The following is a 12,358-nucleotide window of genomic DNA, read 5'->3' as shown; positions in this document are numbered from 1 at the left end:
AGAGGGGCGGCACGACCCGTTGGGTACCTGGGCGCATGAGCCCACGCACCGTCGGCATGGAGGAGGAGCTCCTCCTCGTCGACCCCGAGACGCGACTGGCGTCGCCGCGCTCCCAGCAGGTCATCAAGCGCTTCCGCGAGCACGGCAAGGGGCAGCGGCGCCTGCCGCGTGCCGCGACCGACGAGCTGGACCAGGAGCTGTTCCGCCACCAGGTCGAGACCCGCACGGATCCGGCCACCGACCTGACCGACACCCTGCATCAGCTGCGCCTGGCCCGACGTACGGCAGGAGAGGCGGCGAGCGACGTGGGGCTGGCCGTGGTCGCGACGGGGGTGTCGCCGACCCCGCTGACCGACCTGCAGGTGACCCGCAACGACCGCTACGAGGACATGGTGCAGACCTTCGGGGAGATCGCCCGCTCGGCCGGCACCTGCGGGATGCACGTCCACGTCGCCATCTCCTCCGACGAGGAGGGCGTCGCGGTCATCGACCAGCTCGCCCCGTGGCTGCCGCTGGTGCTGGCCGTGAGCGCGAACTCCCCGATCGCCCACGGTCGCGACACCGGCTACGCGTCCTGGCGCTCCCGGATGTGGTCGAGCTGGCCCAGCGCCGGGGTGACCGAGGCCTTCGGCGACCTCGAGACCTACCGCGAGGTCTCGCGTGCCCTCATCGAGTCCGGTGCGGCCCGCGACCCGGGGATGCTCTACTTCGACGCCCGCCTGGCCGCCGAGCACCCGACGGTGGAGGTCCGGGTGGCCGACGTCTGCACCGACCCGGCCGACGGAGTGCTGGTCGCGGCCCTGGTGCGCGCCCTGGTCGAGACCGGCGCCCGGTCCTGGTCGCGCGGAGAGGAGCCGGATCCCTGGCGGGCCGAGTTGCGGCGAGCCGCGCACTGGCGCGCCGCCCGCTACGGCCTGAGCGGCACCCTGATGCACCCCGTGGAGCGCCACCTCGCCAAGGCCGAGGACGTCCTGCGCGACACCGTGGCCCACCTGAGCGAGGTGCTGGACGAGTCCGGAGACCTCGAGCTGGTGCGCGAAGGGGTGGACCGGGTCCTCCAGGGCGGCGGGGCCGCCCGCCAGCGCACGGCATACGAGCGGTCGGGCAGCGTGGAGGGCGTGGTGGACGACCTCGTCGTCCGGACCGAGCGGACCTGGCGGGAGTAGCGTTCCTCACATGTCGTTCCCGCCGCCGGCCTACCCGCCCCGGACCTACCTGGGCGAGGGCGGGGAGGTGACCGCCCGCTTCCGCCCGGTCGACTCCCCGCCGGAGCTGCCGCGAGGCAGCGGGGCCGCGCACTACCTCGCCACCGGGGCGAGCACCGGTGGCCGGTTCGGGCTGTACCGCTGGGACATGGGAGCCGAGCCCGCCGGCGCCCAGCCGCACTTCCACCGGACGATCAGCGAGTCGTTCTTCGTGCTGTCGGGTGCCATGCAGCTCTACGACGGCCGCGACTGGCGCGACGCGGCGCCCGGCGACTTCGCCTACGTGCCCGAGGGCGGCGTGCACGGCTTCCGCAACGAGTCGGGGGCACCGGCGTCGCTGCTCATCCTGTTCGCCCCCGGCGCTCCGCGCGAGGCGTACTTCGAGGGGCTCGTCGCGATGGCGGAGGGCCGGTGGACGCCCACCCACGAGGAGCTGCAGGCGTTCCTGGAGGAGCACGACAACCTGTACATCTGAAGGGCGGCCGGGTGTGAGCGGACTAATACCGGGGTACTTACCCGTCGGTACGGCCAGCCGGCCGTCGTCTCACCATGCCCCGGAGGCCTCCATGACCATTGCTCGTCCCCGTCGACTCCGATCGGCGCTGGCGGCCGCGACCGCCCTCGCGCTCGCGGCCCTCGTCGTCCCCGGCACCGCGGCTCCCGCCGGCGCCGGCGCTCCGAGCGAGGTGGCCACCGGGGACGAGCCGATCGACTACGTCGCACTCGGGGACTCCTACAGCGCCGGCCCGCTCATCCCGGCGCAGCGGGCCGACCCGCTCGGCTGCCTGCGCTCGACCAACAACTACCCGGCCTACCTCGCCGGCTACTTCGGCGTGCGCACCTACCGCGACGTGACGTGCTCGGGCGCCGAGACCGACGACCTCGACCGACGGCGTCAGACCACGATCGTGCCCGGGCCCAAGCCGGCCCCGCAGCTCAACGCCCTCAGCGACGAGACCGACCTGGTCACGATCGGCATCGGCGGCAACGACTACACCCTGTTCGGCTCGATGATCGAGGTGTGCGAGACCGTCGCCGACCTTGCTCCCCAGGGTGCGCCCTGCCGTCGCCACTTCACCAACGCCAAGGGCGTCGACACCAAGATGCGCGACGCGACGCGGATCCAGAAGAGCGTCGGGCGGGTCCTGCGCGCCGTCGCGCGACGCGCCCCCGGTGCCGAGGTGTACGTCGTGGGCTACCCGCGCCTGCTCCCCGAGCGCGGCACCTGCAAGGCCGTGAAGTTCGCCGCCGGCGACTACCGCTGGGGCGACCGCGTCGAGCGTCGCCTCAACCGCTCCCTGCGCCTGGCCGCGGCCAACAACGGGGCGACGTACGTCAACCTGTACCCGGCCTCGCGCGGCCACGACGCCTGCGCCGGCAGCGAGGCCTGGATCAACGGCAGCACCCTGAAGCCGGTGCGCGCCGCCAACTTCCACCCGTTCCGCCGCGGGATGCGTGCGGCCGCCCAGGAGATCTACCGCCAGCTGACCGGGGGCCGCACCGCCCCCGGCCACGCCTTCGCGCAGCCGCCGGTGGGCTCCGGCGCGCGTCAGGCCGGCTGACCCGGACCGACCACGAGGCCATGAGGGCCGGCTCACTCCCCCGGGTGGGCCGGCCCTCGTGCCCGGTGCGGCCCCCGTACCATTCGCCGGTGACCTCCGGCATCGACCCTGACGAACTCGCGACGACGGTACGGGTCCTGGGCCGCCTGCACGAGCTGCCGGACGACGACCCCGACCTCACGACGGTCAAGCGCGCCGCCTCGCACATGTACAAGGCCCTCAAGCGCGAGCGGCGGGCGGCGAAGCGCGCGGCCGAGCTGGCCGCCGACCGGGCGGTGACCGAGCTGACCGCGACCGGGTCGGCGATGCGGATCGACGACGAGACCGAGGGCATCGCCCTGGTCTCACGGGCGGTCGGCGCCTTCGCCGGCGAGTTGATCAATCCCCGGGGGTGCTACATCTGCAAGAGCGACTACACCCTGGTCGACGCGTTCTACCACTGGCTCTGCCCCACCTGCGCGGCCTTCTCGCACGGCAAGCGCGACCAGCGCACCGACCTGACCGGGCGCCGCGCGCTGCTCACCGGGGGGCGCGCCAAGATCGGGATGTACATCGCCCTGCGCCTGCTGCGCGACGGCGCGCACACGACGATCACCACCCGCTTCCCCAAGGACGCCGTACGCCGGTTCGCGGCGATGCCCGATGCCGCGGACTGGATCGACCGGCTGGTCGTCGTCGGCATCGACCTGCGCGACCCGACCCAGGTCATCTCGCTCGCCGACGAGGTGGCGGCCGCCGGGCCCCTCGACATCCTGATCAACAACGCCTGCCAGACGGTGCGGCGCTCCCCCGGCGCCTACGCCCCCCTCGTCGAGGCCGAGCTCGCACCGCTGCCGACCGGCCTCGCCCTGCCCGAGATGGTCACCTTCGACCGGGTCTCCGAGCTGCACCCCGCCTCCATCGCCGGCACGCTGCGCGACCACCCGGTGGCCCACCACCTGGGCGAGTCGGCCGCGTCCATGACCGCGCTCGCGCTCAGTGCCGGGCACGCCTCGCTCGAGGCCCACCTGGCCGGCACCGCGGTCGACGCCGGCGGTCTGCTCCCGGACCTGCAGACGGTGAACTCCTGGACGCAGAAGGTCGACGACGTCGACCCTCTGGAGCTGCTCGAGGTGCAGCTGTGCAACTCGATCGCCCCGTTCCTGCTCATCTCCCGGCTGCGCCCGGCGATGCGGGCGGCGCCGGCGCGGCGGCGCTACGTCGTGAACGTCTCGGCGATGGAGGGCCAGTTCTCCCGGCGCTACAAGGGCGCCGGTCACCCGCACACCAACATGGCCAAGGCCGCACTCAACATGCTCACCCGCACCAGCGCCGGTGAGATGTTCGACACGGACCGCATCCTCATGACGGCGGTCGACACCGGCTGGATCACCGACGAGCGCCCCCACCAGGACAAGCTCCGGATCGCCGCGGAGGGCTGGCATGCACCGCTGGATCTGGTCGATGGGGCGGCGCGCGTCTACGACCCGATCGTGCGCGGCGAGGCCGGCGAGGACCTGTACGGCTGCTTCGTCAAGGACTACCGTCCCAGTCCCTGGTGACGGGTTTCGCGACCTTCGGGCCTAAGGTCAAGCATGTGCCCGACTTTGCAGCAGTGACCCGTGACCACGTCCTAGACGCCCTTTCCGAGTACGACGAGCGCGGCAGCGCGGCGTTCCTGAGGACCTACGGGTTCGGCGGGAGCCGCGACTACGTGGTCTGGCACGAGGGCAACAGCTACGACGCCAACGCCGTCCTGGGCGTGGCCCACAAGTACGCCACCGGCAAGGCGGCCTCGCGGGCCCACCTCGCGCGCAGCCTCGACGGCGCCGGCCGCCTGCTCACCCACCTGGGCTTCGACGTGACCCAGGTGGACGCCTCCGGGCTGGTCGAGCAGCCCGTGAGCGGTGAGTGGCGTGACGCCGCCGACCTCGCGCTCGACGAGTCCCGCGACGCGTGGGCGGAGGCCGCGCACGCCACTCTGCTGGAGGTCGCCGGGGAGTACCACCGCGTGCTGACGACCAAGGAGCTCGCCGTGCAGGTGCAGAACCGCACCGGCATCCGCACTCAGCAGCAGACCCACTACTGGCTGGGCGACGTGCTCACCCGTGTCGCCGCCCGCTGCGCCCGCGAGGACGAGCCGATGCTGACCGCCTTCTGCGTCAACGCCGACGGCAGCGTCGGGGCGTCGTACGCTCCCGCAGTCCTGGCCGCGACCGGGACCGCCCCCGAGGACGCCGACGAGCACGCGGCGCAGCAGCGGCTGCTGGCGCACCAGCGCTACGGCGCCGACCTGCCGGCGGGCGGCGGCGTCGCCGCCCTCACGCCCAAGCTCGCCGCGGCGCGCGGCCGCGAGCGCAAGATCCGCTACCAGGAGCGCGAGATCCCGACCTGCCCGAACTGCTACATGCAGCTGCCCGCGACCGGGGTCTGCGACAACTGCGCGTAGCCGCTCAGCCGGCCGGCACCCACCACTCGACCGTGGTCCCCTCGCCGGGGACCGAGCGGATCAGGCACTGCCCACCGAGACGGTCGGCGCGCTGGCGGATGTTGGAGAGTCCGCTCTCCAGCACGCCCTCGGGGACGCCGCGCCCGTCGTCGCAGATAGTCAGCCGTACGTCGTCGGTCGCGCTCAGCTCGACGTCGACCGCGCTGGCCTGGGCGTGGCGTGCGGCGTTGGACAGCGCCTCCCCCAGCACCGCCAGCACGTCGGGCACGACGGCGGCCGGAATCCTGGTGCGGACGGGGCCGGTGAAGCGCAGGGTCGGGCGGAACTTCATGGTCGCCCCCGCGCGCTCCACGATCCGAGTCACCTCGGCCTGGACATCGGTCGCGTCCTCCATCGAGCCGAGGGCGAAGATCGAGCGCCGGATGTCCTTGATGGTCGCGTCGAGGTCGTCCACGGCCTGGCTCAGCCGGTCGCGCACCGCCGGACGGTCGACCTGTCGAGAGACGCTCTCGAGGCCGAGCCCGATCGCGAACAGCCGCTGGATCACCAGGTCGTGCAGGTCGCGCCCAATCCGGTCGCGGTCCTCGAACAGCGCCAGCCGCTGCTGGTCCTCACGTCCGGCGGCGACCTGCAGCGCCAGGGCGCACTGCTCGGCGAAGCTGGCCGGGAGCGCCGGGTCGACGGCGTGGAAGGCACCGGCGCGCTCGGGCGCCCACGCCATCACCAGGACCCCCTCGGCCCCCTCGGAGCTGTGCAGCGGCACCGCGAGCGCCGGCCCGACGGCCGGCCAGCCGAGGCGCCGGCCCATGTCGAGTGCCCTGGGATCGGTGACGATGTCGGCCACCGCCACCGGCTGACCGGTGCGCAGCACCTCGCTGGACAGCGAGTGCTCGAGGGCGACCTCGGCCATGGCGTGCACGTCGGGCCGGGCACCGGCCACGGCCCGCAGCCGCAGGCTCTCGACGTCGGCGCCGGAGGCCACCCAGGCCAGGTCCGCCCCTGACACCTCGCGCGCGCGATCGGCGATGACCTGCATGGCCTCCACCGTGACCGACGAGCGAGCGACCAGACTGGCCACCTCCGCGGAGGCGGTCAGCCAGCGTTGACGATGGCCGGCCTCCTCGTGCAGGCGGGCGTTCTCCAGGGCCACGCCCGCCGCGGCGGCCAGGGCGACCACGATCGCCTCGTCCTGCTCGGTGAAGTCCTCCCCGCCCAGCTTGCCCGTCAGGTAGACTTCTCGGGACCTTCGACCCCCAGGGGACGGGACCCGCGACCGTGCCGCAGGGCGAGACGCGTCCGTAGCGTGATCGTGCCCGCCCCACCATCACAGGAGAGCACGTGGATCTGGACACTCTGGACATCGCTCGTTGGCAGTTCGGCATCACGACCGTCTACCACTTCCTGTTCGTCCCGATCACGATCGGCCTCTCGGCGATGGTGGCCGCCTACGAGACGGCCTGGGTGCGCACGCGCAACCCGCGCTGGCTGCGGCTCACGCGGTTCTTCGGCAAGCTGTTCCTGATCAACTTCGCCATCGGCGTCGTGACCGGCATCGTCCAGGAGTTCCAGTTCGGGATGAACTGGAGCGCCTACTCGCGCTTCGTCGGGGACGTCTTCGGCGCCCCGCTGGCGATCGAGGGGCTCTTGGCCTTCTTCTTGGAGTCGACGTTCCTCGGGCTGTGGATCTTCGGGTGGGACCGGCTCCCGGCCAAGCTGCACGCCGCCTGCATGTGGCTGGTGCACCTGGGCACGCTCTTCTCGGCCTACTTCATCCTCGCCGCCAACTCCTTCATGCAGCACCCGGTCGGCTACAGCTACGACTCCGTCACCGGCCGCGCCGAGATGACCGACTTCGCCGCGGTGATGTTCAACAAGGTCCAGCTGGTCACCTTCCCGCACACCGTCCTGGCGGCGTACATGACCGGTGCCGCCTTCGTGGTCGGCGTCGCCTTCTGGCAGCTCGTCCGCCGGGCCCGCGACGAGGAGGACCGGTCGATGTACCGCGCCGCGGTGCGGACCGGCGCCTGGGTGGTCCTGGTGGCCGGCCTCGGGGTGGCCGTCTCGGGCGACATCCAGGGCAAGATCATGACCGAGGTCCAGCCGATGAAGATGGCGGCCGCGGAGGCGCTCTACGAGACCGAGGAACCGGCCGACTTCTCGGTGCTGACCATCGGCAGCCTGGACGGCTCGGAGGAGAAGTTCTCGATCAAGATCCCCAGGCTGCTCTCCTTCCTGGCCACCGGCACCTTCGACGGCAAGGTCGTCGGCATCGACGAGCTGCGCACGCAGTACGCCGAGGAGTACGGGTCCGACCCGGGCGCGGAGTACTACTCCCCCGGCGACTACACGCCGATCATCCCGCTGACCTACTGGAGCTTCCGCCTGATGATGGGGCTCGGCATGGCCGGCGCCGGGATCGCGGCCTGGATCCTGTGGGCCACGCGCCGAGGGCGCAGTCCCAGTGGTGGCCGCTGGCTGCTCGGGTCGGCCGTGGCGCTGCCGCTGCTGCCACTGTTCGCCAACTCCTTCGGGTGGATCTTCACCGAGATGGGCCGCCAGCCGTGGGCGGTGTTCGGTCTGATGACGACCCAGCACGGGGTGTCGCCGAGCGTGTCCCCCACCGAGGCGCTGATCTCGCTGGTCGTGCTCACGCTGCTCTACGGCGCGCTCATGGTCATCGAGGTCAAGCTCCTGCTCACCTACGCGCGCCACGGCGCGGACAAGGTGGACGACGACGACCTGCCCCCGGAGCGGCCGGACAACGACCCCGACCGCCCGCTCGCCTTCGCCTACTGAGACCCGGAGAACGTCATGGAGCTCACCACCGTCTGGTTCAGCCTGATCGCGATCTTGTGGATCGGCTACTTCGTCCTCGAGGGCTTCGACTTCGGGGTCGGCATGCTGCTGCCCGTCATCGGCCGCTCGGATGCCGAGCGCCGGGTCCTCATCAACACCATCGGTCCCGTATGGGACGGCAACGAGGTGTGGCTGCTCGTCGCGGGCGGCGCGACCTTCGCCGCCTTCCCGGAGTGGTACGCCACGCTGTTCAGCGGGTTCTACCTGCCGCTGCTGCTGATCCTGGTGGCGCTGATCGTGCGCGGCCTCGCGTTCGAGTACCGCCACAAGCGCGACGACGCCCAGTGGCAGGGCCGGTGGGACCTCGCGATCATCATCGGCTCGGTCGTGCCCGCGATCCTGTGGGGCGTCGCCTTCGCCAACATCCTGCGCGGCGTGCCCATCGACGCCGACATGGAGTACACCGGCGGCTTCTTCAACCTGCTCAACCCCTACGCCCTCGTCGGCGGGGCGACCACGCTCCTGCTGTTCCTCACGCACGGCGCGGTCTTCATCTCGCTGAAGACCTCCGGCCGGGTGCGTGAGCACGCCCGCCGGCTGGCGATCCGGCTCGGCGCGGCCGCCGCGGTCGTGACCGTCGTCTTCCTGGGCTGGACCCAGCTCGACACCGGCACCGTCGCCTCGGCCGTCGCGTTCGCCGCGGCCGCCGTCGCGCTGCTCCTCGGCCTGCTGGCGGTGCTGTCGGGCCGCGACGGGTGGTCCTTCGTGGGCACCTTCCTGGCCATCGGCCTGGGCGTCGGTGGCCTGTTCCTCGCCCTGTTCCCCGACGTGATGCCGACCACGCTCGCCGACGGGACCGGGCTGACGACCACGAACGCCGCCGCGACGGCGTACACGCTCAAGATCATGACCGTCGTCGCGGTGATCTTCACGCCGCTGGTCCTGGCCTACCAGGCGTGGACCTACTGGGTGTTCCGTCGGCGCATCTCGGTCGACCACATCCCCGCTCCCCTGCCCACCCCCACCGGCCGGTGAGGCCCACCGACCCGAGGCTGCGGCCGTACCTGGCGCCCGCGACGCGGCCCCTGATCGGGGTCGTCGCCTCGGGCGTCGTGGGTGCGGTGCTGGTGATCGCCCAGGCCTGGGCGGTCACCGGCCTGGTTGTGGCGGTCGTGCGCGACGAGGCCCTGACGCGCTGGACGGTGGCCGTGCTGGCGCTGTTCGCCGCCCGGGCGCTGGTGTCCTGGTCCTCCGACGTGCTCTCCGCGCGCGCGGCCGCCAAGGTCGGCGACCATCTGCGCGAGTCGGTCGTCCGCGTCGTGCTCCAGCGCAACGCCGCCTGCACCGGCGTGGGCTCCTCCGGCGAGCTGTCGGTGCTCGCCACCCGCGGCGTGGCCGCGGCGGAGCCGTACCTGACGCGCTACCTGCCGGCGGCGGTCCTGGCCTTCGTGCTCCCCCTGCTGACCCTGGTCGTGATCGCGACCCAGGACCGGTGGAGCGCGCTGATCGTGGCGCTCACGCTGCCCCTGGTGCCGGTCTTCGGCGCGCTGGTCGGCCTGGCCACGCGCGACCGCGCCCAGGAGCAGTGGGCCGCCATGGCCGCGCTGTCGGGCCACTTCGTCGACGTCGTCAAGGGGCTGCCGACGCTGGTCGCCCATCGGCGGGCGCGGGCCCAGTCGGCACGCATCGCCTGGGTGACCGACCGCTACCGGCGCGCCTCCCAGGCGACGCTGCGCCTGGCCTTCGCATCCTCCGCAGTGCTGGAGCTGGTCGCCACGCTGAGCGTCGCGCTCGTGGCCGTGGTGATCGGGGTGCGGCTCGCGCACGGCGACGTGGGCCTGGAGACCGCGCTGTTCGTGCTGCTGCTCGCCCCGGAGGCCTACTGGCCCCTGCGGCGCGTCGGTGCGGAGTTCCACGCGGCCGCCGAGGGCGTGGCCACCTTCGAGGCGGTCACCGAGCTGCTCGAGTCCGCGCCCGAGGAGACCCCGTCCACGTCGTACGGCGAGGGCGACCTGGTCGTCGGCGACCTCAGCGTCACCTACCCCGGACGCACGCAGCCGGCCCTGGCCGAGCTGAGCACGATCGTGCCCGCGCGGGGCGTCACCGTGGTCACCGGTCCGTCGGGCTGCGGCAAGTCCACCCTCCTGGCGGCCGTCGCCGGACTGGTGCCGACCGAGGGCTCGGTGACGATCGGCGGGACGCCGGTCGGCCCGGGCTGGCGCGACCAGGTGGCCTGGCTGCCCCAGCGCCCGGTGCTGCTCGCCGGGAGCGTGGCCGACAACCTGCGCCTGGCCGCGCCCGACGCCTCCGACGACGCGCTGTGGGCCGCGCTGGAGCAGGTGGCCCTCGCGGAGCGCGTGCGGCTGCTGCCCGGCGGGCTGGACGCCCCGGTCTCCGAGGACGGCGGCAGCCTGTCCGCGGGCGAGCGCGCCCGCCTCACCCTCGCGCGCGTGGTGCTCGCCGCCCGGCCCTGGGTGCTGCTCGACGAGCCGACGGCCCACCTGGACGAGCTCACCGAGCGGGTCATCGCCGACACCATCGTCTCGCTCGGCCGCACGTCGGCGGTCCTCGTCGTGGCGCACCGGCCGGCCGTCGTGGCGCTCGCCGACCACGTGCTGACGCTCACTCGACCGGCGACCGCAGCCGCGCCGGCCCCTGCACCCGAGACCCGCGCCGCGCGGCGGCGTCAGCCCGCGCTGGCGCCCGCGGACGACGAGGTCGAGCCGGCGCGCCCGGCCGCGCTGTGGACGAGCGTCGCGCTCGGCTCGCTCGCCTCGGCCTCCGGCGTCGCACTGACGGCGACCGCTGGCTGGCTGATCGTGCAGGCCTCCACGCAGCCCCCCGTCCTGACCCTGCTCGTGGCCGTGGTGGGCGTCCGGCTCTTCGGCCTGGCGCGCCCGGTGCTGCGCTACGCCGAGCGCCTGCGCTCCCACGACACCGCGCTGCGGATGCTGGCCGAGCGCCGGGTCCGGGTCTACGACGCGATCGTGCCGCTGGTCCCCGGTCGGCTCGGCCGCCGCCGCGGTGACGTCCTGACGTCCATCGTGGACGACGTCGACAGCGTCGTGGACCGCGAGCTGCGCGTGCGGCTGCCGATCCTGGGCTACGTGGGCGTCGTCGTGCTCACCACGCTGGTCACCGCCCTCGTGCTCCCCGCGGCCGTGCCGGTCGTCGTGGCCACGGCACTCGTGGGCGGCGGTGCCGGGTTCGCGCTTGCCCGGCTCGGGGCCGGCCGGCGGGAGCGGTCCGCCGTCGGCCTGCGCGCGGAGCTCTCCGCGGCGGTCGTCGAGAGCGCCCAGGTCGCCACCGAGCTGGTGATGTGGGGCGCCGCCGAGGCCGCCGTCGACCGGGTCTCCAGGATCGGCCGTCGCCTCACCGGCGCTGGTGTGCGCTCTGCTCGGTGGCTGGGTGCGGCGCGCGGCGCGGTCCTCGTGTCCTCGGGTGCCGGCGTGGCCGCCATGGCCTGGCTCGCCACCCCCGCGGTCGCCGAGGGGCGGCTGTCGGCGCCGATGGCCGCCCTGCTGGTGCTCGTCCCCCTGGCACTCGCCGAGCCCGCCACGATGGTCGCCGACGCAGGGGCCCTCTCCGCCCGCACCGACGCCGCGGCGGCCCGCCTGCGGCTCCTCGACCGCCGTACTCCCGCGGTTCGGGACACCGTCTGTCACCCGCTGCCGGAGTCGTCGGCCGTCACGGTCCGCGAGGTGAGCGTCGGCTGGGACGCCGAGCCGTGCGTCGAGGGTCTCTCCTTCGACCTCGCGCCCGGGGACCGGGTCGCCGTGACCGGTCCGAGCGGCTCCGGGAAGAGCACCCTGGCCGCGCTGATGCTGCGCTTCCTCGACCCGTCCAGCGGCGAGGTGGCGCTCGGCGGCGAGCCGCTCGACCACCTGGCGCTGGACGACGTACGCCGCCGCGTGGGCCTGGTCGACGACGACCCCCACCTCTTCGCGACGACCCTGGTGGAGAACGTCCGGCTCGCGCGACCCTCGGCGAGCGACGACGAGGTCGAGGTGGCGCTGCGCCGCGCCCGGCTCGGCCCCTGGCTGGATGCCCTTCCCGAAGGGCTCGACACCTGGCTCGGCGACGGACACGCCCAGGTCTCCGGGGGCGAGCGGGCCAGGCTCGCGGTCGCCCGCTCGATCCTGGCCGACCAGCCGGTGCTCGTGCTCGACGAGCCGACGGCCCACCTCGACCACGCCACCGCTGTCGAGCTGGCCGCGGAGGTCCTGGGCGCGCCTGACGGTCGCAGCGTCCTGTGGATCACCCATGAGCCGGTCGGCCTGGACCTGGTCGACCGCACGGTCGAGCTCGGGTCCTTGGTCCCCCCGGGTCGGGTCCTCCGCCGCTCCCGCTGACCCGTGCGGGGAGTC

Annotated in this window: 9 protein-coding genes; 8 read left to right on the top strand and 1 reads right to left on the bottom strand. The window is 73.4% G+C overall.

The genetic code is table 11. The features are described 5' to 3' along the window. Window positions 1-35 precede the first annotated feature (35 nt). From LQ940_RS10375 to LQ940_RS10355, 5 genes are all read left to right on the top strand, one after another. On the top strand, window positions 36-1,166 hold the full coding sequence (locus tag LQ940_RS10375; protein WP_231244528.1) for a carboxylate-amine ligase: 1,131 nt from the start codon (window positions 36-38) through the stop codon (window positions 1,164-1,166). A gap of 10 nt (window positions 1,167-1,176) precedes the next feature. Beyond that, complete coding sequence (locus tag LQ940_RS10370; RefSeq protein ID WP_231244527.1) at window positions 1,177-1,680, top strand: cupin domain-containing protein; 504 nt, start codon at window positions 1,177-1,179, stop codon at window positions 1,678-1,680. Window positions 1,681-1,771: 91 nt separating this feature from the next. Then, window positions 1,772-2,767, top strand: coding sequence for an SGNH/GDSL hydrolase family protein (locus LQ940_RS10365; protein WP_231244526.1), 996 nt, complete (start codon window positions 1,772-1,774; stop codon window positions 2,765-2,767). An 89-nt stretch (window positions 2,768-2,856) separates the two neighbouring features. Beyond that, a complete protein-coding gene (locus LQ940_RS10360; protein WP_231244525.1) occupies window positions 2,857-4,308 on the top strand; it encodes an SDR family NAD(P)-dependent oxidoreductase in 1,452 nt (483 codons plus the stop codon). A gap of 53 nt (window positions 4,309-4,361) precedes the next feature. Then, complete coding sequence (locus LQ940_RS10355; protein WP_231244524.1) at window positions 4,362-5,195, top strand: hypothetical protein; 834 nt, start codon at window positions 4,362-4,364, stop codon at window positions 5,193-5,195. 4 nt (window positions 5,196-5,199) lie between these two features. On the opposite strand, the gene LQ940_RS10350 is transcribed toward LQ940_RS10355, so the two are convergent. Further along, on the bottom strand, window positions 5,200-6,372 hold the full coding sequence (locus LQ940_RS10350) for a GAF domain-containing sensor histidine kinase (protein ID WP_231365091.1): 1,173 nt from the start codon (window positions 6,370-6,372) through the stop codon (window positions 5,200-5,202). Window positions 6,373-6,539: 167 nt separating this feature from the next. Between LQ940_RS10350 and LQ940_RS10345 the strand changes: the two genes are divergently transcribed. From LQ940_RS10345 to cydD, 3 genes are read left to right on the top strand one after another with little or no spacing between them, the layout of a single operon-like run. Further along, window positions 6,540-7,991: a cytochrome ubiquinol oxidase subunit I gene (locus LQ940_RS10345; protein WP_231244586.1), complete on the top strand. Its 1,452-nt coding sequence runs from the start codon at window positions 6,540-6,542 to the stop codon at window positions 7,989-7,991. 15 nt (window positions 7,992-8,006) lie between these two features. Then, on the top strand, window positions 8,007-9,026 hold the full coding sequence (gene cydB, locus LQ940_RS10340; RefSeq protein WP_231244520.1) for a cytochrome d ubiquinol oxidase subunit II: 1,020 nt from the start codon (window positions 8,007-8,009) through the stop codon (window positions 9,024-9,026). After that, the gene (cydD, locus tag LQ940_RS10335) at window positions 9,023-12,343 is read left to right on the top strand and encodes a thiol reductant ABC exporter subunit CydD (protein ID WP_231244519.1); all 3,321 of its coding nucleotides are present in this window, start codon (window positions 9,023-9,025) and stop codon (window positions 12,341-12,343) included. The genes cydB and cydD overlap by 4 nt, the downstream gene beginning before the upstream one ends. The last annotated feature ends 15 nt before the right edge of the window (window positions 12,344-12,358 follow it).

This window comes from Nocardioides sp. cx-173 (genome assembly GCF_021117365.1).
Taxonomy (GTDB): domain Bacteria; phylum Actinomycetota; class Actinomycetes; order Propionibacteriales; family Nocardioidaceae; genus Nocardioides.
The sequence above is the reverse complement of the archived record's forward strand: the minus strand, read 5'-3'. Positions and strand labels throughout refer to the sequence as shown.

What these genes read in the sequence shown, in the direction of transcription:
- LQ940_RS10370 (WP_231244527.1), top strand. Translation starts at nt 1,177, where the DNA reads ATGTCGTTCCCGCCGCCGGCCTACCCGCCCCGGACCTACCTGGGCGAG.
- LQ940_RS10375 (WP_231244528.1), top strand. Translation starts at nt 36, where the DNA reads ATGAGCCCACGCACCGTCGGCATGGAGGAGGAGCTCCTCCTCGTCGAC.
- cydB (WP_231244520.1), top strand. Translation starts at nt 8,007, where the DNA reads ATGGAGCTCACCACCGTCTGGTTCAGCCTGATCGCGATCTTGTGGATC.
- LQ940_RS10365 (WP_231244526.1), top strand. Translation starts at nt 1,772, where the DNA reads ATGACCATTGCTCGTCCCCGTCGACTCCGATCGGCGCTGGCGGCCGCG.